Origin of the sequence: Nakamurella sp. UYEF19 (assembly GCF_040546275.1) — a bacterium.
Lineage (GTDB): Bacteria > Actinomycetota > Actinomycetes > Mycobacteriales > Nakamurellaceae > Nakamurella.
Genome location: NZ_JBEPNO010000022.1, coordinates 61,714 through 85,740, shown reverse-complemented (window position 1 = coordinate 85,740; position 24,027 = coordinate 61,714). Strand labels below are relative to the sequence as shown.

Annotated in this window: 20 protein-coding genes and 1 tRNA gene; 7 read left to right on the top strand and 14 right to left on the bottom strand. The window is 69.0% G+C overall.

All coding sequences use genetic code 11. The features are described 5' to 3' along the window. The first annotated feature begins 143 nt into the window (after positions 1–143). Positions 144–216 (top strand) — tRNA-Asn (locus ABIB25_RS22825). 214 nt (positions 217–430) lie between these two features. After that, positions 431–604, top strand: a complete 174-nt coding sequence (locus ABIB25_RS22820; RefSeq protein ID WP_354530825.1) for a hypothetical protein — start codon at positions 431–433, stop codon at positions 602–604. A gap of 51 nt (positions 605–655) precedes the next feature. Here ABIB25_RS22820 and ABIB25_RS22815 read toward each other — a convergent pair whose 3' ends face one another. Beyond that, positions 656–2,611 carry a flavin-containing monooxygenase gene (locus tag ABIB25_RS22815; RefSeq protein ID WP_354530824.1) on the bottom strand — a complete coding sequence of 652 codons (1,956 nt, stop codon included), beginning with the start codon at positions 2,609–2,611 and terminating at the stop codon, positions 656–658. 183 nt (positions 2,612–2,794) lie between these two features. Between ABIB25_RS22815 and ABIB25_RS22810 the strand changes: the two genes are divergently transcribed. The 4 genes from ABIB25_RS22810 to ABIB25_RS22795 are packed head-to-tail and all read left to right on the top strand — an operon-like array spanning position 2,795 to position 6,991. Continuing rightward, entirely contained in the window at positions 2,795–3,484 is a 690-nt protein-coding gene (locus ABIB25_RS22810) for a nitroreductase family protein (RefSeq protein ID WP_354530823.1), read from the top strand. Further along, the gene (locus tag ABIB25_RS22805; protein WP_354530822.1) at positions 3,481–5,115 is read left to right on the top strand and encodes a class I adenylate-forming enzyme family protein; all 1,635 of its coding nucleotides are present in this window, start codon (positions 3,481–3,483) and stop codon (positions 5,113–5,115) included. The genes ABIB25_RS22810 and ABIB25_RS22805 overlap by 4 nt, the downstream gene beginning before the upstream one ends. Continuing rightward, entirely contained in the window at positions 5,112–5,795 is a 684-nt protein-coding gene (locus tag ABIB25_RS22800; protein WP_354530821.1) for a TetR/AcrR family transcriptional regulator, read from the top strand. Before ABIB25_RS22805 ends, ABIB25_RS22800 begins: the two co-directional genes overlap by 4 nt. After that, positions 5,792–6,991 carry a serine hydrolase domain-containing protein gene (locus ABIB25_RS22795; protein ID WP_354530839.1) on the top strand — a complete coding sequence of 400 codons (1,200 nt, stop codon included), beginning with the start codon at positions 5,792–5,794 and terminating at the stop codon, positions 6,989–6,991. Before ABIB25_RS22800 ends, ABIB25_RS22795 begins: the two co-directional genes overlap by 4 nt. 14 nt (positions 6,992–7,005) lie before the next feature. Here ABIB25_RS22795 and ABIB25_RS22790 read toward each other — a convergent pair whose 3' ends face one another. The 9 genes from ABIB25_RS22790 to ABIB25_RS22750 all read right to left on the bottom strand — a co-directional run bounded on the left by ABIB25_RS22790 (position 7,006) and on the right by ABIB25_RS22750 (position 15,989). Continuing rightward, a complete protein-coding gene (locus tag ABIB25_RS22790; RefSeq protein ID WP_354530820.1) occupies positions 7,006–7,650 on the bottom strand; it encodes a DUF1707 SHOCT-like domain-containing protein in 645 nt (214 codons plus the stop codon). Positions 7,651–7,771: 121 nt separating this feature from the next. After that, a complete protein-coding gene (locus ABIB25_RS22785; RefSeq protein WP_354530819.1) occupies positions 7,772–8,317 on the bottom strand; it encodes a hypothetical protein in 546 nt (181 codons plus the stop codon). Between the two features lies 1 nt (position 8,318). Further along, positions 8,319–10,238: a DNA primase gene (dnaG, locus tag ABIB25_RS22780; protein ID WP_502919885.1), complete on the bottom strand. Its 1,920-nt coding sequence runs from the start codon at positions 10,236–10,238 to the stop codon at positions 8,319–8,321. A 95-nt stretch (positions 10,239–10,333) separates the two neighbouring features. After that, positions 10,334–11,662 (bottom strand): deoxyguanosinetriphosphate triphosphohydrolase, encoded by a 1,329-nt coding sequence (locus tag ABIB25_RS22775; RefSeq protein WP_354530817.1) that lies wholly within the window; start codon positions 11,660–11,662, stop codon positions 10,334–10,336. 1 nt (position 11,663) lies between these two features. Further along, a complete protein-coding gene (locus ABIB25_RS22770) occupies positions 11,664–12,278 on the bottom strand; it encodes a YdcF family protein (protein WP_354530816.1) in 615 nt (204 codons plus the stop codon). 99 nt (positions 12,279–12,377) lie between these two features. Beyond that, entirely contained in the window at positions 12,378–12,983 is a 606-nt protein-coding gene (locus ABIB25_RS22765; protein ID WP_354530815.1) for a response regulator transcription factor, read from the bottom strand. Beyond that, positions 12,980–14,209: a sensor histidine kinase gene (locus ABIB25_RS22760; protein WP_354530814.1), complete on the bottom strand. Its 1,230-nt coding sequence runs from the start codon at positions 14,207–14,209 to the stop codon at positions 12,980–12,982. The genes ABIB25_RS22765 and ABIB25_RS22760 overlap by 4 nt, the downstream gene beginning before the upstream one ends. Positions 14,210–14,334: 125 nt before the next feature. Then, complete coding sequence (locus ABIB25_RS22755) at positions 14,335–15,078, bottom strand: ABC transporter permease (protein ID WP_354530813.1); 744 nt, start codon at positions 15,076–15,078, stop codon at positions 14,335–14,337. Then, positions 15,075–15,989, bottom strand: a complete 915-nt coding sequence (locus ABIB25_RS22750; RefSeq protein ID WP_354530812.1) for an ABC transporter ATP-binding protein — start codon at positions 15,987–15,989, stop codon at positions 15,075–15,077. Before ABIB25_RS22750 ends, ABIB25_RS22755 begins: the two co-directional genes overlap by 4 nt. Positions 15,990–16,206: 217 nt before the next feature. On the opposite strand from ABIB25_RS22750, the gene ABIB25_RS22745 reads away from it, so the two are divergent. Beyond that, positions 16,207–17,895 carry a M1 family metallopeptidase gene (locus ABIB25_RS22745; RefSeq protein WP_354530811.1) on the top strand — a complete coding sequence of 563 codons (1,689 nt, stop codon included), beginning with the start codon at positions 16,207–16,209 and terminating at the stop codon, positions 17,893–17,895. Positions 17,896–17,981: 86 nt separating this feature from the next. Here the strand turns inward: ABIB25_RS22745 and ABIB25_RS22740 are convergent, their stop codons facing one another. From ABIB25_RS22740 to ABIB25_RS22725, 4 genes are all read right to left on the bottom strand, one after another. After that, positions 17,982–19,376, bottom strand: coding sequence for a glycine--tRNA ligase (locus ABIB25_RS22740; protein ID WP_354530810.1), 1,395 nt, complete (start codon positions 19,374–19,376; stop codon positions 17,982–17,984). Positions 19,377–19,509: 133 nt separating this feature from the next. Beyond that, positions 19,510–19,857: an antibiotic biosynthesis monooxygenase gene (locus ABIB25_RS22735; RefSeq protein ID WP_354530809.1), complete on the bottom strand. Its 348-nt coding sequence runs from the start codon at positions 19,855–19,857 to the stop codon at positions 19,510–19,512. Positions 19,858–19,859: 2 nt separating this feature from the next. Beyond that, a complete protein-coding gene (locus ABIB25_RS22730; RefSeq protein WP_354530808.1) occupies positions 19,860–22,856 on the bottom strand; it encodes an AAA family ATPase in 2,997 nt (998 codons plus the stop codon). Continuing rightward, positions 22,853–23,995, bottom strand: a complete 1,143-nt coding sequence (locus ABIB25_RS22725) for an exonuclease SbcCD subunit D (RefSeq protein WP_354530807.1) — start codon at positions 23,993–23,995, stop codon at positions 22,853–22,855. Before ABIB25_RS22725 ends, ABIB25_RS22730 begins: the two co-directional genes overlap by 4 nt. Between the last annotated feature and the right edge of the window lie 32 nt (positions 23,996–24,027).

Genomic DNA, 24,027 nt, shown 5'->3' with positions numbered 1-24,027 from the left:
CCCTTCGGCCTCGGCGTGGTGGTCGCCGGCCTCGCCTCGCTCGAGCCGGGTGCACCCGTCTGCCGCCTCCAGCCACCGGTTCGAACCATCCCGTTTCGTGGGCTATTCTGGTCCAGCACTCGCCGCCAGCCGGAGGGTGCCGGTCCTCCGTAGCTCAATTGGCAGAGCATCCGACTGTTAATCGGACGGTTACTGGTTCGAGTCCAGTCGGGGGAGCGTTGATCAGCGGAAACGCGGTGGCTCGGGCCCTCAGGGTCCGGGCCATTTTCCATCCCGGCGCATCCCAGGACGCGGCGCGGACAGTCCGCGGATTCACCGCACAGGGGTACCAGAGGGCTGCACAGGGGCGCACCAGAGACGGCTAGACTCCCTCACACGGAACTGCAGGCGCTCGGCCCGGCCGTCGACGATCGAGGGAGTTGGCTCGTACATGTTTCGGATCCTGTTGGGCGCGGGCCTCGGTTACGTCCTGGGCTCGCGGGCCGGTCGTGAGCGCTACGAGCAGATCAAGCGGTGGTCTGCTCGGGTCGCGGACCACCCCGCCGTCCAGGGCGCGGCCGGCGTGGTGCGGGCCAAGATCTCCGAGACGCTCCACCGCCCCTGACCTCCGGCGCACAGCACTTTCAGTACTCAGCACCTTCGGCCCGCCCCCCGATCAGAGGACGCCCGACCGCGCTCGCTCCGACACAGCCGGGCGCGTCAGGAACGTCGCCAGCTCGGGATCCCTTGTCATGGCCCGATAGTCGACGATCCGCCAGGGCAGGGTCGACACCACCCGGCCGGCGCTGTTGCGATACCAGTTGGACATCCCGGGGTGCGTCCACAACATCGAGGCATGCGCCCGGTCGACGCGTTCGTTGTACTGGACGGCGAGCGGAGCCGGACATTCGAGGGAGCCGACGCCGTGTTCGAGCATCTGGCGCACCAGCGACACCACGTAGTCGACCTGGAACTCGGTGATGGTGATGATGCTGCCGCCGTGCCCCAGCGCCGTGTTGGGCCCCAGCAGGAGGAACAGGTTGGGGAAGTCGGGCACGGTGATCCCCAGGTAGGCGGTCGCGTCCTCCGGGCCCCACTGCTCTTCGAGCGTCCGGCCCGAACGGCCGCGGATGTGCATCGGGTACAGGAACCGCCGGGCCTCGAAACCCGTGCACAGCACCACGATGTCGGCCTCGCTGAACTCACCGGACCCGGCGCGGACCCCGCCGGGTTCCAGCGCTGCGACAGCGGAGGTGACCAGTTCGACCTGCGGTTGCCTCAGCGCGGCGAACCACCCGTTGTCCAGCAGCATCCGCTTGCCGAAGGGCGGGTAGTCCGGAAGCGCCTGCTCCTGGAGGTCGGGACGGCCCTCGAGCTGGTCGAGGAGATACCGCGTGAAGAACCGGCGGTGCCCGTCGTTGATGGCGTTGACCGAGCGGGTCGGCTCTGGCCAGTCCGGATCGACCTGGAGCGAGGGGTGAACCTTGTCGTTGAAGGTCCAGGCGAGCCGCACCCGGTACCACTCGCGGTAGAACGGCACGGTGGCCATCAGATGGTGGACGTCGTCGCCGACCGCGCGGAAGTAGTCGTCGTTCGGGGCGATCCACTGCGGTGACCGCTGGAAGACGGTGAGGTGCTGCACCTTGTCGACGATCGCCGGCACGATCTGCATCGCACTCGCCCCGGTGCCGACGATCGCCACCCGCTTGCCGGTGACGTCGAGGTCAGCCGGCCACTGGGCCGAGTGGAATATCCTGCCGTGAAAATCTTCCAGGCCCGAAAGGTCGGGGATCTTCGGGCGGTTCAGCTGACCGACCGCACTCACCACAGCATTCGCCTCCAGCCGATCACCGGCACTGGTCACGATCGTCCAGCGCTGGGTTGCGTCGTCCCAATCGGCGGCCTCGACCTCGACTCCGAAGCGGATCAGGTCGCGCAGCGCGAAGTGGTCGGCCACCTCCCGCAGGTAGGACTGCACCTCGTCCCGCTTACCGAAGTGCGTCGACCAGTCGTGATCGAAGAACGAGAGCGAGTAGAGGTAGCTCGGGGTGTCGACACCGGCGCCGGGGTAGGCGTTCTCGAGCCACGTACCACCGACGTCGGCGTTCTTCTCCAGCACGGTCACCGACGCGCCCGTTGCCCGCAGGCGGATGGCGGCCGTCATGCCCGAGACGCCAGCGCCGATGACGACGACGTCGAACCGCTCGGCGCCGGGGATCGGCTGGTCGTCTGGATCAGCTTCCAGGCCGAGCATGTCGGCTACCATCGGCTCGAACTCCGGTGGCACGTGCTCCCCCACCGCCACCGACGCCAGCTCGACCAGCCGGCCGCCGCGCGGAGCGGGCACGGCCGCAGCGCGACCGGCCGCCCACTGCAGGACGGCAACCAGCGTGGCCGATCGGATCTCCGCTTGGATGTCCTCGTCCAGGCCGCCGCGGGTGTTGTCGTCCATCCCGCGGCCGGCGGTCGGTGCGTAGGGCGCACCGAGCCATCGTTCGTCGCCCGTCAGCTGGAACAGCACGGGGACCAGGGTCGGGACGTTCGCACTGCGCAGTGCCGCCGCCAACCGTTCCGCGTCGATCTGCGCGACAGCCGGGGGGGTCGGCACGGCGGCTGGTCCGGGAGCGGTCATCGATCCTCCAGTTCAGAATCCACTGCGTAACAGCGGTTAGGTCACCATAGGCGCAAGCCCACCGAGGCGCCATCAATCGACACAAGAACCCGAATTCATAGGCCCAGAGCCCTTGACGAGTGGCGTGCACCACAGCATGCTTGGCGGCACACCACCTAACGACGGACAGGACGGATTGCAGCAATGGAGCTGACCGAGGCCATGCGCACCACCGGTACGTGCCGCTACTTCTCCGACCAGGAGGTGCCGGACGACGTGCTCTACCGTGCGTTCGACTCCGCCCGGTTCGGTCCGCAGGGCGGCAACCGCCAACCGGTCCGGTGGATCGTGGTGCGCGACGCCGCTCTCAAGAAGGCGATGGCCGACCTCTACCTCCCGCCGTGGAAGGCCTACTTCGAGGGCATCAGCGGTGGCGACGTCCGGGTCGGGGCACTCCCGAAGACCGTCACAGCTGCCGACGACTTCGCCGAACACCTGGCCGAGGTACCGGCCATCATCGTGCTGTGCGCCGAGGTCGACGGCCTGCACCCGACGGACACCGGCCTCGACCGGCTCAGCGTGGTCGGCGGCGCCTCGATCTACCCCACCATGCAGAACCTGTGCCTCGCCCTGCGCGAACAGGGTGTCGCAACGGCCGTCACCACCCTGCTCTGCATCGAAGAGGTCAAGATCGCCGAGATGCTCGACATCCCCGAAGGTTTCATCACGGCTGCGCACATCGCCGTCGGCTACCCGGCAACGTCGTTCCCGACGAAGCTGACCCGCAGCCCCGTGCAGGACATCGTCTCGCTCGACCGCTTCGGGGCCGCCATGTTCGACGACGACGCAGTGGCGAAGGCGACCGCGCCCTCGGATCTGGTCCCAGCCGGATGACCCGACCGACCGGGCTCTCCCCGCAGCACCGGGCAGCGCTCGGCCGGGCGACGCTGGGCGATCAGCTCCGCCGGCACGGCGCCACCCAGCCGGACAAGGTCGCCTTCGTGGTCGCAAGCGCCGACGGGTCGAGACGATCGATCAGCTACTCGGACCTCGACGCGATGGCCAACCGCGCCGCCCGCATGCTCCAGGGCCTGGGTGTCGCTCGCGGCGACCGGGTAGCGGTGTTGTCACGCAACCGCATCGAGACCGTCGCCACCTACTACGGGGCCCTCAAGATCGGGGCCGTGTTCACCGGCGTCAACCCGCTGTTCGGCCCCGCGGAGATCCGCCAGCAACTGCTGCACGCCGAACCAGGTGTCGTGTGCACGTCCGGCGAATTCGTCGACACGGTCACGAAGGCCGCCGAAGGACTGCACCTCCACCGGGTGGACTTCGACGGCCACCATCCCGACGAAACGTCAAGCGGTGCAGGCTGGTTGGGGTACGCCGAGCTCGCGGCAGCCGTGGCCGACACCGATCCAGAGGCGGACGTCGACGAGCTCGACGTCGCCATGCTGGTCTACACCAGCGGGACCGAGGCGACCCCCAAAGGCGTGCTGATCCAGCATCGCAACTACCTGATCTCCACCGCGCCGGCGTGGAGTTGGGGCCTGCGTACCGGACCGGACGATGTCTGGCTGTTCGTGATGCCGTTCCACACCATCGCCGGCCTCGGATCGATGACCACCCTCACGATGATGGGCGCCACGCTGGTGCTCCCGGCCAACACCGAGCCGGCGAGTTCGCTGGCGATCATCCGCGACGAAAAGGTCACCGTCATCGCGCAGACGCCGACCTTCTACCTCGCCCTCGCCGGTCACGCCGACTTCGGAGCCGACACGGTGGGTTCGGTGGTCCGATGCATGACCTACGGCGGTCAGGTGTCGCCGTACGCCATCGACGCCTGGGCGGCGGCCGCACCGGACGTCGTCTGGGGCACCTACTGGGGACAGTCGGAACTGTCCCAGCTCGGCTCGGTCGGCTGGTTCCGCACCCTGGCCGACATCCCGGACCAGGACGCGACCTGGATCGGAAAACCGGTGACCCACCTGGAGATCCGGGTCGTCGGGGCCGACGGCAAGCCCGCCGAGATCGGCGAACTGCTGTGCCGCTCCCCCTCCGCGATGCTGGGCTACTACAAGGATCCGGAACGCACCGATCAGGTCTTCGCCGATGGTTGGGTCCACACCGGCGACATGGTCCGGTGTGACGAGGCCGGCAACCTGTTCTTCTACGACCGCGTCAAGGACATGGTGAAGACCGGTGGCATGAACGTGTCGTCGCAGGAGGTCGAACGCGTCCTGCATCAGCATCCGAGCGTGCTGCGGGCCGCCGTGGTCGGACTGCCGGACGAGTACTGGTCGGAGGCGGTGACGGCGTTCGTCATCGTGCAGCCCGGGAAGACCGTCGAGCAGGCGGATCTCATCGCTTTCTGCCGGGAACACCTGGCGAATTACAAGGCACCGAAGTCCGTCCACCTCGTGGACGACTTCCCGGTCGATGCGCAGGGCAAGATCCTCAAGCGGGAGTTGCGATTGGTGGCCACCCCCGGACGGGGGCCGGCCCTGGCCAGGAAAACCCCGTGACCCAAACGGATGTCGAGCCCACGGATGGCGCGGAGACGACCGGCTCGGACGTGGCGGTCGACCTGAGCCGAACCGGGCGCTCGGCGCAGACCACCCGGGCCGGCCGCGTCACCGCCGATCAGATCGTGGCGACGGCCGCGCGGCTCTTCGCCTCCGACGGGTACCACGAGGTGGGGATGCGGGAGATCGCGGATGCTCTGGGGATCCGCGGTGCGAGCCTGTACCACCACTATTCGTCGAAGGAGGAGATCCTCTACGCCATCTGCCTGACGGTCAGCCGCGAGCCGGTGGAGCAGCAACTCACCCTGCTCGACGAGAGCGGCAGTCCAGCAACGCGTCTCGCCGCCCTCGTCCGCGCCCACCTGCTGCACCTGGTCACGCGGCAGGTCGAGCACCTCGTCGGTCGTCATGAGATGAACGCACTGACCCCGGAGCACCGTGCGGTGATCGACGATCACCGCCGCTACTACCACCGACGGGTCGCTGACACCATCGCCGCGGGAGTGCGCGCCGGCGAGTTCGAGGTACCCGACGTCCGGCTCGCGACTTTCGCCCTGTTGGACATGCTGAACGGCACCAGCGCCTGGTACCACCACACCGGCACCAAAGCAGCTGACGAGATCGCCGATGCCTACGTCGATCTCGCCATCGGAAGCCTGCTGCGGGGACGGGCGTCCTGAGCGCTCCGGGCGGGGACACCCTGATCGAGGGTCGATGCGATCCACCCTTCACCGGCGTCCGCGAGGAATTTCGCCGTAACTTCGTCGAGCGCGGCGAGGTCGGTGCGTCGTTGAGCGTGCGACTGCGCGGCGAGGCGGTGGTCGACCTGTGGGGCGGGCTGGCCGATCCGGCGACCGGTCGGGGGTGGGAACGCGACACCGTCTGCGTGGTGTTCTCCAGTACCAAGGGTGCGCTGGCTCTGCTGGCCCATCTGATGGCGACCTCGGGCGAACTGGACCTCTCTTGGCCGGTGTCGAAGATCTGGCCGGAGTATGCGCAGGCCGGCAAGGGCGGCACGACGGTATCGATGCTGCTGGACCACTCGGCGGGTGTACCGGTGCTGCGGGACCCGGTGAAGGACGATGCGCTGCTCGACTGGGACTACATGGTGGGTCGCCTCGAGGCCGAGACACCTTGGTGGGAACCCGGTACGGTCCACGGTTACCACCCGCTGACCTTCGGGTTCACCGTCGGGGAAGTATTGCGGCGGGTGGGTGGGATGGACCTCGGCGACCTCCTCCGCACCCGCCTCGCCGAACCCCTCGGGCTGGACTTCTGGCTCGGGCTTCCCGCTGAGATCGAGCCGAGGGTCGCCCCGATCCTCCCCGCGACGTCCCGTCCGGACCCCAGTCCGTTCCAGACCGCGGTTCGTCACGAGCGCGGGTCGATCCCGAACCTCTTCGCCTTCAACTCGGGAACGTGGCCACGGACCGGGTTCAACAGCAGAGCAGGACATCTGGCCCAGATCGGTGCGGCCGGGGGCATCACCAACGGCCGCGGCCTGTCCGGACTCTATGCCGCAGCGGCAGTCCCCGGGGAAGGACCGCTTCCGTTCGACCGGATCACCCTGGCCCAAATGGCCCAGCCGTTCCGCAAGGGCGACGATCGCACTCTCCTGGTGCCCACCCGGTTCTCGCAGGGCTTCATGCTTGCGGTCGACAACCGGGCGGGGTTCGGTCAGGGCTGCAGCGTCCGGATGGGACCGCAAGCCTTCGGCCACATCGGATCGGGTGGGTCGTTCGGATTCGCCGACCCCGAGCATGGGCTCAGCGTCGGCTATGCGATGAACCAACAAGGCTCGGGCTTGCTGGGCAACGAGCGCGGCGAAGCACTCGTCGAGCAGATCTATTCGAGTCTCGGCGCCCCACTGCACTGAGACCGGGCGACGCCCTACTGCTGCTCGACGGCCTTGCGGCGGGCTTTGACCTCGACGCCGCCCATCAGTGCCAGGCCCCGAACGCGGAGCACGGGGGCTTCCCGGCCGTACGTCTGACGGGCGTTGTCGACGAAGGCCCCCATGATGCCGACCCCCTCGACGATCACGGTGATCCCTTCCGGGACGGTGATCTCGACACCGCCCATGATCGCCGTGACGTTGACAACGGTGTCCATACCGGTGAGCTGGGCGCCGGTGAAATCGAGTTCGATGCCGCCCATCACTGCGACGCAGTTGATCCGGGGCGCCGCGATCCAGGCGCCCTTGCGTTCCACCCCGGACATGATGCCGACCAGATTCGCCGTGGTACGCCCGCCCGTCGACCCCGACACCACCCGCGGCGCCGAGGAGGCTGCCGGCGCCATCCCCGCTATGGGCTTGGACAGGGACAGCTGGTGGCCGGGCAGGTCGTTGGTGATCGGTTCGAGTTCGGCCAGAGTCTTTGCCGCGTAGACGGAGTCAAGTCGGCTCTCGAGCTCGGCGACCGAGATGCGGCCATCGGCCATGGCTTTTTGCAGGACCGTCGCGACCTGCTCACGGTCCTGGTGGGAAGCGCGCATGGGCTGCGGCCCCGGGGCAGGTATCGGTTCTTCGGTCACCACCTGATGCTAAACCGCATGTCGAACATCCGACCGGGCAGTGCCGACTTGTCCGGGGAGTGCCGCTTGTCCGTGAGGTGCATTTCGTCGCTTTCCTGGTGGAAGGTCAGTGGGCACGACTTCAGAGGTCCACCCCGAGCAGATCAGCTTCCAGTTCGGCGGCAGTCCGCACGACGAGCGGCAGGAAGCCGTCTGCGTCCGGATCGGCACCGGGATCGAGGCGGATCTGCCTGGTCAGACCGTCCCGTCCGGGCACCCGGCGCAGGACCACCCAGCCAGCCGCGCCGGGCCACATCAGGTACCGACTGGCGGCCACCGAACGCCGGACCCGGGCGTGGACGGCATCGGTCAGCGAACTGCTGGCGGCGAGTTCGAACTGCCGCGGCGGCAGATCCCGCAGGACCGCGATGCCAGCTGCGGTGGCGCCCACCTCCTCCGCGGCGATGACCGTCAACGTCCGATCGGTCAGCCGCGCCTTGGAGACCCGTTCCCAGTTCCATCGGACAGCAACTTCCCCGGAGGTCAACCAGAGTCCGAACCTGCTGACCGCCAACGAGTCTCCCCCGGTGAGCTCGGCCAGGACCTGGACCTCCTCGTCCGGGTCGAGCGCCGCCCTCAGCGCCGGCGGTAGCGCAATCCGGCGCCACGGCCACTGCCACCGAGCCATCTCAGACCTGTTTCGCGCGCTCGGACAGCGCCCGACGGTAGGCGGCCATCTCCATCAGATCCGCGTTCAGCTGGGCGGCCCGTTCGGTATCCCCGCTCGCCTCGGCCCGCTGCAGGTCGGACCTGATGGCGGCCTCGTCGAGCTTGGCGACCCGTTCGGCCAGCGCGGCCAGGATGGCTCCGGCGTAGCGGGCGTCGTCATCGCCCTTGCGCCGCAACGGTTCCACTGCGAGTTCGGTGATCAGGGAGCGGAGCACACCGGCCGATAGGTGCTCACCGACCGTCGACCGCCACGCTGTCTCCCCCATCCCGATCGCCGCGGCCGGGCCACCGGCTGCCACCACCGCGTGGTGGACGGCCTGGTAGGCCGGATCCGTGAAGGCTGCGGGCTGCACCTGCTCGTAGTCGCCGGCCAGCAGGAGTGGTTGCTGCAGCACCAGTTTCAGCGCCTCGCGCTCGGAGAACGTGTCCGGGTGGCGGGCGTTCGGCCGCTGCACACGCACTTCGCCGGCTGCTCCCGGAGCCACCGGCGCCTGCGACTGCTCCCGGTGGGCGCGCCGCTCCGCGGCCACCGCAGCCTTCGCCTCGGCGGCCGCATGCTGGCGCACCCGGGACCCGATCGACTGCAGATCCGCGCCCAACCAGCCCGCCAGTTGCAACGCGTACTCGTCGCGCAAGGCCGGCTCCTTGATCCGCGCGACCATCGGGATCGCGGCCGCGGCGGCGGCTACCCGGCCCTCGGCGGTGTTCAGGTCGAACCCGCCAAGCGTCGATCTGATGGCGAACGCGAACAACGGCTGCCGGCTCGCGACCAGGTCACGGACCGCGCCGTCACCCCGGTCCTGACGCAGCTCGCACGGGTCCATCCCCTCCGGCGCGACGGCGACGAAGGTATTGGCGGCGAACCGCTGGTCGGAGTCGTAGGCCTTGAGCGCGGCCTTCTGACCGGCGGCGTCTCCGTCGAACGTATAGATCACCTGGCCGCGGATGATGTCGTTGTCCAACAGATAACGCCGCAGGACGCTGATGTGCTCCTCGCCGAACGCCGTGCCGCACGACGCGACTGCCGTCGTCACCCCGGCCAGGTGCATGGCCATGACGTCGGTGTACCCCTCGACCACCACCACCTGACGCTGGCGCGCGATCTCCTTCTTCGCCAGGTCCAGCCCGTAGAGGAGCTGCGACTTCTTGTAGAGCGGGGTCTCGGCGGTGTTGATGTACTTGGCCTCGAGCCGGTCGTCGTCGTAGAGCCGACGCGCCCCGAAACCGACGACATCACCTGCGGCATCGTGGATCGCCCACAGCAGCCGACGCTGGAAGTAGTCGATCGGTCCACGCTGGCCGTCGCGGATGAGGCAGGCCTTCTTCAGCTCCTCGACGGTGAATCCCTGCCCTTGTAGGGCCTTGAACATCTGGTCCCAGCCGCCCGGGGCATACCCGCAGCTGAACGCCTTCGCCGCCACGTCGTCGAAACCGCGGTCGGCCAGGAAGGCACGGGCGGGCGCGGCCTCGTCCGTGGCGAGTTGGGCGATGTAGAACGCGGCGGCGGCCTTGTTGGCGGCGACGAGGCGCGACCGGCTGCCCCGCTCGACCCGGGTGGAGGTGCCGCCCTCGACCATGGTGAGGGTGATGCCGACCCGGTCGGCGAGCCGCTGGACGGATTCGACGAAGTCGATGTGGTCGTACTGGGCGATGAACTTGAAGACGTCGCCGCCCTCGCCGCAGCCGAAGCAGTGGTAGGTGCCGCGGGCCGGGCTGACCTGGAACGACGGGGTCTTCTCGTCGTGAAAAGGGCACAGTCCCTTGTAGTTTCCGCCGCCGGCGCCTTTCAGCGCGACATATTCCCCGACCACCTTGTCGATGGGATTGGCGTCGCGGACCCGCTCCTTGTCCGCGTCGGTGATCCGTCCTGCCACGCTCACGAGTCTATGTCGCCGGCGTCCGGCGAGCCGACCTCCGTTCACAATCGGCGAAGCCCTCCCGGCGCGTCGGGGCCCTCGGCGCGTCGGGCCTGACCTCAGCGGGTGAGTTGCCGGTGCCGGGCGATGGCCTGGGCGTCGGTCAGCAGCGAGACCTGGTCGAGCACCACCCGCAGCCGATCGGCGTCACCGGACGCCTCTCCGTACCGGTGGGCGAACAGCGGGTCGAGTACCTCCGCGCCGCGGTCGGCCATCACCTGCACCAGCTCGGTCAGCATCTCCTGCTCCCGCTCCTGGATGACGCGTCGCTCCGGGTCCGCCATCACGTAGCGCAGGGCGACGGCTTTGAGCAGTGCCACCTCGGCGCGCAGCAGCCGGGGCACCCTCAGGTCGCAGGCGTAGCGCAGCAACGGTTCCTCCCCCGACTCGGCCCGTGTCGCCGCGACCGCCCCGGTGACGAACCGGCCGGTCAATTCGCTGGTGACGGACTTGAGCGCCGCTCCGGCGGTCGGTCCGCTGACGGCGAGACCGGCGGCCACCGCCGGTAGGGCGAGCAGATCGGCCAGCACCGTGTCCAGATCGGCCTCGGACTCCCCCGAGTACGCGGCGGCAGCTGCGGCCACGGCGGCCCGCTCGTCCGGCAGGGCAATCGTGGCCAGGTCGATCCGTCCGGAGCCGACACCGTCCTCGACGTCGTGGACGGAATAGGCGACGTCGTCGGCCCAGTCCATCACCTGCGCTTCCAGCGATCGGCGGGTGGCGGAACCATCGGGGCAACCGTCCGGCGAACAGGGGATCCCGGACCGCATCCAGTCGAAAACCGGTTGATCATCGGCATAGACACCGAATTTGCCGCCTCCGGCCGGCCGACGCCACGGGTACTTGACCACCGCGTCCAGGGACGCCCTGGTCAGGTTGAGACCGGCGAGCCGGCCGTCGGGCGCGATGACCTTCAGCTCCAACCGCGTCAGCAGTCGGAGGTTCTGCGCATTGGCCTCGAAACCGCCGGCCGGGCCGCCGATGGCATCCAGCGCGGTCTCGCCATTGTGCCCGAACGGCGGGTGACCGATGTCGTGCGCCAGGCCCGCCAGGTCGACCAGGTCGGCGTCACAGCCGAGCTGCGTGCCGATGTCCCGGGCGATCTGGGCGACCTCGAGCGAATGGGTCAGCCGGGTCCGCGGCACGTCGTCCTCGTCGGGTGCGACCACCTGGGTCTTCCCGGCCAACCGGCGGAACGACGACGAGTGCAGCACCCGGGCACGGTCACGGCCGAACGGCGTGCGCCCGGATACCGCACCCGCCATCGACAGACCGGCGGTCTTGGCCGCCTCCACCACGAACCGTTCGGTGTCGTGCTCGGTGTACTCCGGCTGACGGTGCTCGTCGGGAATCCTGCGCTCGTCGGAGAATTCTGCGGGACCCGACATCTCAGAGCACCGCCGACCCGGCCCCGGACGAACCGCCGGTCAGCAGGTAGAACAGTGTGCCAAGCGTTTCCCGTGTCACGTAACGTGTCTCGACCCCGGACTCGAGCGACGGCCCGGTGGTGACCGGCGACACCTGAACGGACAGGCCGAGATCGGAGGCGATGAGCTGCGAGCGCTCCGCGTGCCATGGGTCGGTGACCAGCACCACCGAGTGCCAGCCGCGGCGGGCCAGCACCAGCTCCGCGGCACGCAGCGAGACCAGGGTGTCGTTGCCGGTCCCGACGGCGATCAGCGCGGACGAGGTAATTCCGGCGTCGGCGAGGTAGGCACGACCTGCTTCCCCCTCGGTGACGCGGTCACCGACCTGCGAACCGCCGATGGTCAGGATGTGCGTCGCGACGCCCGCCCGGTACAGCCCGGCGGCGTGGTCGAGTCGGGCGGCGTAGACCTCGGAGGGCCGACCGTTGTACTGAGCGGCGCCCAGCACCACGATGGCATCGGCCCGCTCGTGCGAGTCCTGGTGCCCGACCTGGATGACGCGCAGCACCACCCCCAGCACCACGAGGGCCAGCACCAGCGCTGTCCCGGCGACGTATCTACCCAGGACGCGGATCACCCGCCGATCATGCCAGCTGTTGCGGCGACGACCAGCCCTCCGGCGTCGCCGGTATCCTTCCGGCCCTCTCGCCCGCCCTCACGCGACCACTCGTGCTCGCTAGAGCCACCCGTTACGGGTCGCGATCCGGGCGGCGTCGGCCCTGGTCCTGGCGTTGGTCTTGCCGATGACAGACGATAGGTGGTTCCGAACCGTGCCTTCGGACAGGTACAGCCGGCCGGCGATCTCGGCGACGGTGCCCCCGTCGACCGCGGCGGAGAGCACGTCCCGCTCCCTACCGGTCAGCGGTGACTCGCCGACGCTCAGGGTCTCGGCGGCCAGGTTCGGGTCGACCACCCGGAGACCGGCGTGCACCCGCCGAATCGCGTCGATCAGCTGCTCCGGCGGGGCATCCTTCACCAGGAACCCGAGCGCACCGGCCTCCATCGCCCGGCGGAGGTAGCCGGGCCGGCCGAAAGTCGTCAGGATGACGACCCGACAGGCCGGAAGTTGCTCGTGCAGCGACGAGGCCGCTGCCAGACCGTCCAGACTCGGCATCTGGACGTCCAGCAGGGCGACGTCAGGTCGGGTGCGCAGCGCTTCGGGGACGACCTGGTCTCCCGTGGCGACCTGGGCGACCACCTCGAAGTCGGGCTCGAGGGCCAGCAGGGCGGCGAACGCGCCACGGATCATGGCCTGGTCGTCGGCGATGAGGAGACGGATCACCGGCGGAGCCCACCCAGCCAGTCGCCGACCGGATCGCCGACCTGTCCGGTGACGGGTGACGCCGACCGTGCGGGGTCGCCCGGGGCCGGAAGAGCAATGAGCGTTAGGACGGCGCGGACCGAGAACCCGCCGCGCGGTAGCGGCCCGGCATCGAGGGTGCCGCCCGCCTCGCGGACCCGGACGCACAGGCCGCGAAGACCGGACCCACCATCGGTCGGCTCGTCACGGTTCGAGGCGGCACCGCACTGGCCGGTGGGGTTCGAACCCTTTCCGTCATCGACGATCTCGATGTAGTCGACCCCGACGGTGACGGTGCATCGGGTCGCACCCGAGTGCCGCACCACGTTGGTGACGGCCTCCCGGACGACGTACCCGAAGAGTTCCCGCGCCGCCGGATCGACGTCGTCGACCGCCTGCGGGACCCGCGGTTCGATGCCGGCGGCCCGGAGAGTCATCGCTGCCACCGCGATCTCCGAACCGAGGGAGACCTCGCGGTAGCCGGAGGCGGTCGCCCGGACATCGGCCAGTGCCTCGCGGGCCAGTCGCTCCACGTCGGCGATCTCCTGCGCGGCACCCTCGGCGTGCCGTTCGACCATCCGGCGGGCGAGGCCGGCCTTCACCGCGATCGCCGTCAGCGAGTGCCCGAGGATGTCGTGCAGGTCGCGGCCGATCCGTTCCCGCTCCGACACGACCGCAGCATTCGCCAGCTCCTGGCGGGTGTCCTGAAGTTCCCTGGTGAGCCTGATGTTGCCCATGAACGCACACATCCAGAGGCTGAGCCCGATCAACGTCCCGGCCAGTTCCCAGGGGGCGTCCTGGTGATCGATCCGGGACAGCAGCAACATGCCGACCGCCAAAAACCCGACCACGATCGCGGTGTGGCGCATGGAAAGGGTTGCACCGGCAGTGATCCCGATGAACATCCAGAAGACGACCAGACCTGACCCGGCCACCGGCCAGGCCACCGCACTGACCGCCAGCAGCCCGACGAGCAGTCCGAGCTGTTTCCCGATCGGGAAGAACATGGCCGCCGGTGTCACGAAGACGTAGCTCGATCCGATGACGAGGACGACGAGCACCCCGAGTATCCGCGGGAGCACGGCGTCGTGACTGCGGACGATGTCGACGGCCGGGTACAGCAGGAAGATCATGCCGATGGTCGATCCCGGGATCCATCTCCGGCGGATCTCCTTGACTGTCGGTGTCCCGTACTCGTGGTCGGTCACCGTCGCATTCTCCCTCCCGACGAGCACGCCGTCCCTGCGCAGGAGGGTGCCGTGCTCTCGCGGCTGTGCGATGTCCCTCCAGGTTCGGGTGCTGTGCCAGCGGACCCGCGTCATCTCGAGGACCCTCAATCCTTCCGGCCGCTCCGGCGATAGGCCATCGCACCGAGCAGGCCAAGACCGACCGTCCACGCCGCCAACACCAGGACTCCGTTCAGCGGGACCGCCGCGCCGGCCAGCACCGACCGACCGGTCTGGCCGACCCAGTACGAGGGCAACACCTTGGCGACGCCCCGCAGGAACGACGACAGCTGGTCGACGGGGAACCACAGTCCGCCCAGGATCGACATGGCCATGTAGACGAGCATGGTCAGCGGCTGGACGGAGTCGACGCTCGCCAGGAACCCGATGACGAGGCCCGCGACGGCAAAGGGGATGAGCGCGAGCCAGACACCGAGGCCGGCTTCGACCCAGGTGGCCAGGGGCAGCCGCACCTTCCCGACGAGCGCGCCCGCCAAGAACACCAGGATGATGGCCGGGAGCGCGACCAGGAGCGACACTGCCGACTTGCTGATCATGTAGGCACGAGAGGTGAGCGCAGAGAGCCGCAGCTGACGGTTCCAGCCGGTCTGCCGCTCGATCGCGATCCGGGCGCCGGCGTTGATCGCGGCGCCGAGACCGCCGTACGCAGCCATCGACACCATCAGGTAGGCCGAGACGGAGATGCCGCTCGATCCCTGCGGCTGCTGCCCGTACAGCCCGTTGAACAGGAGGTACATGACCAGCGGGAGCGCCATCGTGAAGATGACGAACCGGGAGTTCCGGAATGTCGACCTGGCCGAGATCAACGTGTAGTTCAAAGCCATCGTCATGACGCAACCTGTCCTTCGTGGTGGCCGGCGCCGGTCAGCTGGAGGAACGCGTCCTCCAGGTTGCCCGCACTGACCTCGATGTCGTGTACATCCGGGTAGTGGTGGATCAAGGCTCGCAGGGCCGCATCGGAGTCATTGCAGCGCAACAGGTAACGGGATCCTTGCTGATCGACGGTCGATACGCCGGGCAGTGTGCCGAGGGCCGCCGGATCAGCGCTCACCACAGCGGAGATGGTCCGCCCCGTGACGGTGGCCTTGATCTGGGCACCGGTGCCGTCGGCGACGATCCGGCCCTGCGCCAGCACCACCACCCGGTCGGCGAAGTCGTCAGCCTCTTCCAGGTAGTGGGTCGCGAACAGCACGGTGCGACCGGAGCCGGTGAAGTCGCGCATGGAGGCCCAGAAGGCCCGCCGGACCTCGACGTCCATCGCGACCGTCGGTTCGTCCAGGACCAGCAGATCCGGATCCGGTACCAGCGCCAGCGCATACCGGACCCGCTGGGACTGGCCGCCCGACAGCTTGGTCGTCTTCTGCCCGGCGATCTCGGTGATCTCGGCCCGCTGCATGGCTTGCGCGACCGGCATCGGATGCCGGTGCAACGCCGCGAAGGTACTGACGAGCTCCTTCACCGTGACATCCGGCAGTAGCGCACCGGACTGCAGCATCGCGCCGACCCGGCCCTGGGCGACTGCCACCGAGGGCTTCACCCCGAACACCGAGACCGCGCCGGCGTCCGGGGTCGTCAGGCCCAGCAGCATGTCGATGGTGGTGGACTTGCCCGCCCCGTTGGGACCGAGGAAGGCCACCACCTCGCCGGGCGCAATGGTCAGGTCGACCCCTCGTACGGCCTGGACCTTGCCGAAACTCTTGTGCAGGCCGGTCAGCCGGACGGCCGCACCGTCCTGCGTCACCTGCGATCGTCCCGACGTCCGGCCCGATGCGGCGGCGCCATTCAGCGGAAGCCCCCGACTGTCTGTTCTCGATGTCATGGCTGTGACACTGCCGCGATCCGGGTCCGGTGGGATCTGTCGCGCGTCACCGTCCGGGCATGACATCTGTCATTGGCCGCGGCGCCGTCATTGCCCCTGTCCGTCATTGCCCGGGTGTTGTCATTGCTACCTTCGGTGGATGCGATCGTCCGTGCGGGGCCTTGTCAGCCTGGTGGCTCTGTCCGCGGTGGTGGCCGCCTGCGGCTCGGTCGTTGCGGGGCAGGCTTTTCCCGGACCGTCGCCGGCGACGTCGTCGACCGCGCCGGCGACGCAGGCGATCACGGTGCCGTCCAACGCTGCGGGCGGCGGTTCGACCGCCTCGACGACATCGAGTGGGTCGCGCACCTCGGAGCAGACGACGGCGGGACCGACCCCTCTCGGGCCGACCACCTCACCTGCACCCGCTTCGGGTGCCACGACCACGACTGTGCCGACCACCGACAGCGGCGGCCCCGCGGTCGGCAGTCCGGACGGCGCGACCGGGTCGACCGGCATCGGCGATTCCTACTACCCGGACTCGGGCAACGGCGGCTACCAGGTCACCGGCTACGACATCGAACTCACCTACGATCCGCTGTCCAACGCCTTGTCGGCCGCCACGACGATCGCCGGAACCGTGACCGAGAAGACCCGGCTGGGCCGATTCGACCTCGATCTGCAACCGACGATGGACGTCTCGGCGGTTCGCGTCAACGGTGCCGCGGCGAATTTCGACCACCGCGGTGCCGAACTGGTGATCACCCCGACCATGGGTCTCGCGCCCGGGGCGGCGGTGTCCGTCGTCGTCGACTACGTCGGTAGACCCACCGACATACCCGGTGGTACAGCGGGTCTGGGTGACGGCGGTTGGTATCGCACGCCGTCGGGCGGTGCGATCGCCATCGGCGAGCCGTTCTCGGCATCCGCCTGGTACCCGGTCAACGAGCACCCGTCGGACCCGGCGACCTACCGGGTCACGGCCACCGTGCCGGCGAAGTGGTCCGTCATCTCCAACGGTGTCGCCGCGACCTCCGGCCTGCCGACCGCGCCGGCCGGGATGAAAGTCTTTCGGTGGACGCAGGCCGAGCCAGTGACCAGCTACGAGTCCACCATCTACATCGACACGTTCACCACCGTCACAAGCGCCACGGCTGACGGCAAGCCGATCGTGTCCGCCTTCGCGCCGACCGGCGACACAGCGAAGTACAAGACCCTCGCGCAGGACACGGCTCGAATCGTGCAGGTGTTGTCGAGCCACTTCGGGCCCTACCCGTTCGCGGCCGCCGGCGGGATCTACACGGGGCAGGCCCTGAGTTTCGCCCTGGAAACGGCTACCCGGCCGGTCTATGCGGACTGGGTCGACACCGACACCATCGTCCACGAGCTCACGCATCAGTGGTTCGGCGACGACGTGGTGATCCAGCGTTGGTCGGACATCTGTCTGAACGAATGCTTCGCGTCGTACGGTCCGTGGCTCTGGTACCAGGACACCGCCAACGCCGATCTGGATGCCGAGTGGGTCAGCGAGATGGCCGATGCGAAGTCCGACCCGACCTTCTGGTCCTCCCCGCTGGTCGACATGGGTCCCGGCCAGGAGTTCACCAGTGTGTACAGCCGCGGCCCGCTTGCCGTCCATGCGCTACGGAAAGAGATGGGCGAGAAGGCTTTCGCCACGTTCCTCCGCGGCTGGCCGGCGGCCTACGCGGACCGCGCCGCCTCCTGGAATGATTTCGTGGCCTATGTCAACAAGACCGCCGGCCGGGACCTGACGCCGTTCATCGACGCCTGGTTCCGCGGCACCACCGTCCCCGCCACGCAGTTCCTCCACCCCGGCGGCATCGGCAGCTAGCCCGCGCTCATGAACGGGTTGACTTGCTCCACATCAGTACCAGAACCGCCACGATCCTGAGCGCGGTCGAAGTTGATAAGCGCGGGTCAGGCGCCGACGAGGCGGGCGGCGAGGTAGGCCTGGACCTGGTCCAGGGCGACGCGTTCCTGCGTCATCGTGTCGCGTTCGCGAATCGTCACGGCCTGATCGTTGGGCGTGTCGAAATCGACGGTGAGGCAGAACGGCGTCCCGATCTCGTCCTGACGACGGTAGCGACGACCGATCTGGCCGGCGTCGTCGAACTCGACGTTCCAGCTCTTGCGGAGCTGAGCCGCGAGATCCCTTGCCACCGGCGACAGATCGACGTTGCGGGACAGCGGCAGGACCGCGGCCTTGACCGGCGCGAGGCGCGGATCCAGCCTGAGCACCACCCGCTTGTCGATGCCGCCCTTCGTGTTCGGGGCCTCGTCCTCGGTGTACGCCTCGAGCAGGAACGCCATCATCGGTCGCCCGACGCCCGCGGCCGGCTCGATGACGTACGGCGTCCAGCGCTCACCCGACTCCTGGTCGAAGAACGACAGCTCGGTGCCGGAATGCTCCGAGTGGGTCTTGAGGTCGAAGTCGGTCCGGTTGGCGATGCCCTCCAGCTCGCCCCACTCGCTGCCCTGGAAGTGGAAGCGGTACTCGATGTCGACGGTGCGCTTCGAGTAGTGAGAGAGCTTCTCCTTCGGGTGGTCGAAGTGACGGAGGTTGTCGCGCGCGATGCCGAGATCGACGTACCAGTCGGTGCGCTGGTCGATCCAGTACTGGTGCCACTCCTCGTCGCTGCCGGGCTTGACGAAGAATTCCATCTCCATCTGCTCGAACTCCCGCGTGCGGAAGATGAAGTTTCCGGGGGTGATCTCGTTGCGGAAGGATTTGCCGATCTGGCCGATGCCGAACGGCGGCTTCTTCCGGGCGGACCCGGCGACGTTGTTGTAGTTCACGAAGATGCCCTGCGCCGTCTCCGGACGGAGGTAGTGCAGCCCCGACTCGTCCTCGACCGGTCCGAGGAAGGTCTTCAGCAGCCCGCTGAACTCCTTGGGCTCGGTCCACTGACCGCGGGTTCCGCAATTGGCGCAGACGATGTCGGCCATGCCGTTCTCCGGCGCTCGGCCCTTCTTCTCCTGGAACTCATCGAGCAGGTGATCCTGTCGATACCGCTTGTGGCAGTTCGTACATTCGGTGAGCGGGTCGGAGAAGGTGGCGACGTGGCCGGACGCGACCCACACCTGGCGGGGCAGGATCACCGAGGAATCGAGGCCGACGACGTCCTCGCGGGAGCGGACCATGTAGTTCCACCACTGGCGTTTGATGTTGTCCTTGAGCTCGACCCCGAGCGGGCCGTAGTCCCAGGCCGACTTGGTGCCGCCGTAGATCTCGCCGGAGGCGAACACGAATCCGCGGCGCTTGGCCAACGAGACGATGGCGTCGATCTTGGCGTCGTTCTTGGCGGCGGCCACAGCGGTACTCCCGTGCGATAGGCCCGACCGGGCCCGGCCGAGCGTGATCCGCGAGCGGTGGTTTCCGACGCGGTGTTGTGATCCCGAGCCTAACGATGCCGCGCCACCGGATTGACCACCGCCGGATCAGGTTTCAGCGGGCCGGGTGCGTGACGGTCGGTTCGGCGACGACCACCTTCCCGTCGACGGCTGAGAAAAGCACCTCGCTGACTTCGCTGACCTCGACCTCGGCGGTCGAGAGCCATGGGATGAACACGGTCCGCATGGGCCAGGGCGAAAGCGATTGACGGTAGGCCGCGGCCGACTCGAACTCGGCGACGAGCACAAAACGTCCGGCAACATCGGCGGACCGGGCGAAGTGCAGTCGCGAGCACCGGCCGGACGCCGCCAGCATCTCGAGGGGTTCGACGGCGTCAGACGGGATCGGTGCGCCCGCGTGGGACGCCGGATCGATGCGGAAGTGGGCCACCAGGACGAACATGGTCAGCCCGTGGACATCTGCAACTCGGATCCGGCCGGCGTCCGGGAGATGCGCAGCCGGGACGGGATCCGCTGGCGGAGTTCGTCGACGTGCGACACGACGCCGACGATCCGTCCGCCCGCGCGCAGATCGTCCAAGGTGCCCATCACCATGTCGAGCGTATCCGCGTCGAGGCTGCCGAATCCCTCGTCGATGAACATGGTGTCCAACTGGCGCCCGCCCGCTTCGGCCGCGACCACGTCGGCCAGCCCGAGCGCAAGGGACAGCGACGCCAGGAAGGACTCGCCGCCGGAGAGCGTCTTGGCGGGCCGCACCAGGCCCGAGAAGGCATCCAGGATGTCGAGGCCGAGGCCACCGGACCGGCCGCGCGCCTCTTTCTCCAGGGACTGCTCGAAGGTGTAGCGACCACCCGACATCGCGCTGAGTCGCTGGCCGGCAGACTGCGCCACCTGCCCGAGTTTCGCAGCCAGCACGTAGGTCCGGAGTGACATCGCACGAGCGTTCTGACCCTTGCCGAGGATGACGTCGGTGAGCGCGGCAAGTTCGGCATCGGCGGTCAGCACCGGCTCCATGGACCGCCAGGCCGAAGCCAGATTGGCCGTTGCCACCGTGACCTGGTCGCGCCGGGCCGCCGCCGCCGCTGCACCGGTGGCCGCGTTCTCCGCGCTGGATCGGGCCGACGCGGCATCGTCGCGCGCACCGGTCACCTCTGGTTCAGCAGACGGGTCGAGCCCGACCAGTTCAGGATCGGAGAGTCTGGCGGTGATCCCGGTCAGCTCGTCCTCGGCAGCACGCAGGCGCTGCGCCAGATCCTCGGCATCAACCGCCCCTGCTGCCCGTGCGGCACCGAGATCGAGGAAGGAGGACGCAGCGATCGACGCGGTGAGCGAGTTGGCGGCCTCCGCCTCGAGGACATCGGCGGTGTCGAGCAGCTCGCTGGCCGCAGCGAGCCGGTCGAGCGAGTCGGCGAGCTCGACGAGATGCTGCTGCCGGGCGCGGACATCTGGGAAACCGGCACAGCCCTCGGAGATGCGATCGGACCGATCGTCGATGGCTGCGGTCAATCTGACGATCTCGGCGGCGTGCATCCCCTGAAGACCGTTCAGTTCCTGGCGCTCGCGCTCCGCGGCCTGCTGCTGCGCGAGCAGCTTCGCCAGACCGGCCTGCACCGACGGCAGCTCGGCGGCCAGTTGCGATTCCTGCTGCAGATGGGCCGAGACCGCGGCGAAACTCTCGGTGGCCTCGTCGCGGGTACGACCATGGGCGAGGGTCTCCGCCCTGGCCAGCGACACCAGCGCCGACTCATGGCCGGCGGACGCGGCGGTGCGCGCCGAGGCGGCCACCCGTTCGGACTTCTCCGCTGCGGCGACCTGGGCAGGTGTGACAGCTCCCGCCTCCGAGACCGCGAGCCGCGGATGGTCCGGCGAGCCACAGACCGGACAACTGTCGCCACCCTGCAGACCGGCGGCGAGCTCGGCGGCCATGCCCAGGATCCGTCGCTCCACCAGATGCTGACGACGATCGACCGCCCGCTGGTGTTCGTCGGTGGCGGCCACGGACAGTGCCGCGGCCAGAACCAGGCCGGAGCGCGCGCGATCGACGGCCTCGGTGGCGTCGAGCAGGGCACGAGCCGCGACTGCCTGTTCGGCGAGAGCGCCGATTCGTTCGGCAGCAGCCCTGGAGACGTCGGCCCGGACGGTGTCGGTCGCGATCGCACCCGGCAGTTCGGCGAGCACCACCTCCAGGTCGGCGACCCGACGGACCACCTCCGCGTGCGAGGCCTGCAGGGTGACCAGCGCCGCCCGGTCGCGCTCCTGTTCGCCGGACAGCAGGACGAGACCGGTGAGCGCACCCGAGGACACCCGGGTCCGGGCGCTGAGTACACGCAGGTCGACCGCCGTCTTCGGAAGATCCTCGTTGGGTGTCAGCCGCGCCTCGGCAGCCGACCTCAGCCGGTCGACGACGCCCAGCTGATCCCGGGCGCGCGAGGCGAGCCGCGTCGCCTGCAGGCCGGCCGCCACCAGCGGGGCCGCCTCCGCGTGCGCCGCCAGCGACCGCCTCCAGGACGCCCGCTCCCCCGCAGCGCGTTCGAGCTCGCCCTGGCGCTCCTGCAGGATTCGCAGCCGGGTCAGCCGTTCGGCCAGCTTGACCGCCACCCGCAGACGCTGGTCGGCCGCGACGAACCGCTTGCGCATCCGATCGGCGCGCTCGGCGCTCACCGCGGCGTCGTCGGCCAACCGATCTCGTAGGTCGGCGAGCCACTCGGCCAGGTCCTGTTCGTCCGGACCGCCCGGGCGACCGGCAGCCTCGGCCGCCCGGGCCACCAAGCGGCCGATCCGCTCGCGGTGTTCGCGCACCCGGGCACCGGACGCGCGACGTTCCCCGGAGAACCACTCCTCGATCGTCCCGAACCGGCCGGTGTCGAACAGCCGCTCCAGCAACACTTCCCTCTCGGCGGTGTCCGACCGCAGGAACCTCGCGAAGTCACCCTGCGGAAGCAGCACCACCTGGAAGAACTGGTCGGCGGACATGCCCAGCAGGTCCTTGACGGCCAGACCGACCTCCTCGGCCCTGGTCAGCCCCTCGGCTCCTGCGCTGCCGCCCGTCACGGCAGCGTCGCCCCCGTCCGGCGGTGCGTCGAGCCACCGAAGGAGCACCTTGTGCTTCTCCTCGGTCATCCCGGTTCCGCGGGCCTTGGCCCTGAGATACGCAGGGCTACGGACGATCTCGACCCGTCGCCCACCCAGCGTGGCCTCGATCCGGACGAACGTCCTGGTGGACGGGTCGGCCCGGTCACACCGGAGCCGCTTGGCGTCGTTGCGCGCACCGGGCACCCGACCGAACAGTGCGAACGAGATGGCATCCAGCAGCGTCGTCTTCCCTGCACCGGTGTCGCCGTGCAGGAGAAAGAGTCCGTCCGCCCCCAGCAGGTCCAGGTCGACGTCGATCACATCGGCGAACGGACCAAAGGCGGATAGCTGCAACCGATGCAACCTCACGCCGCGGCCTCCAACAACCGGTCGGCGGCCAGGGAGCGATCCAGCAGCGTCTGCTCCGACGGCGACGCCGAGGATCCGCGGCACTGCAGCAGGAATTCGGCGAGCACGTCCTCGTCGGTCAGGCCTGCGACCTCGTGGTCGGTTGCCGCATCCACGACACGCGCCGGCGGCTCCCACGACACCGTGAGGGCGTGCGGGAAACGCTCGCGCAGGCGTCGCATCGGCTCGACCGGCCGGACGGCGTCCGTCAGCACCACGGACAGGTAGTGACCGGTCAAGTCGGGGTAGCCATCGAGAAGCTCCTGCATCGACCCCGTGACGAGCGAGAGTGGCCGCACCACAGGCAGTTCCAGCCAGCGATCGGTGACGGCACCGTCGTCGGCGAGGTCGATGAGCCAGGCACCCTTGTGGTGCCCGGCCTCGGAAAAGGCGTAGGGCAGGGGGGATCCGGAGTAGCGCATCCGCTCGCCGATCTTCTGCGCCCCGTGCAGATGACCGAGGGCCACGTAGTCGATGCCGTCGAAGACGTCGGCCGTCACCGACTCGACACCCCCGACGGCGATTGACCGCTCTGATCCGCCGGCAGTGCCGCCGACGACGAAAGCGTGGGCCGCAACCACTGATCGGGTGCCGGCGGAACGCGTCGCCAGATCGGCCCGGACCAGGTCCATGGCCGCCGCCATGACCGCCTGGTGGCCCGGCCGGCCGGGGACACCCAGCGGGATCCGGGCGAGTTCGGGTTCGAGGTAGGGCAGCGCGTAGACGGCCACCGGGCCGGCCCGGTCGGCCAACATGATCGGCTCGCCCACCTCGCCGACGGACGTGCGCAGGTGCAGGCCGCCGGCGGCCAGGAACGCGGAGAACGCCCCGAGCCGGGGCGCCGAATCATGATTTCCGGACGAGGCCACGATGGTCGCGCCGGTCCGGCGCAGCCGGTCGAGAGCACGGGTGGCGACCTGGACGGCCTCGGCGCTGGGGATCGCCCGGTCGTACAGATCACCGGCGATCACCACCACGTCGACCTCGTTCTCGGCGGCCAGATCAGCAAGCGCGGACAGCACGAACTCCTGATCCCCCAACAGGTCCTGCCCGTGGAAGGTCCGGCCGATGTGCCAGTCGGAGGTGTGGAGGAGCCGCATGTTGATCACGGTAGGTCCGAGCACCGACAGTC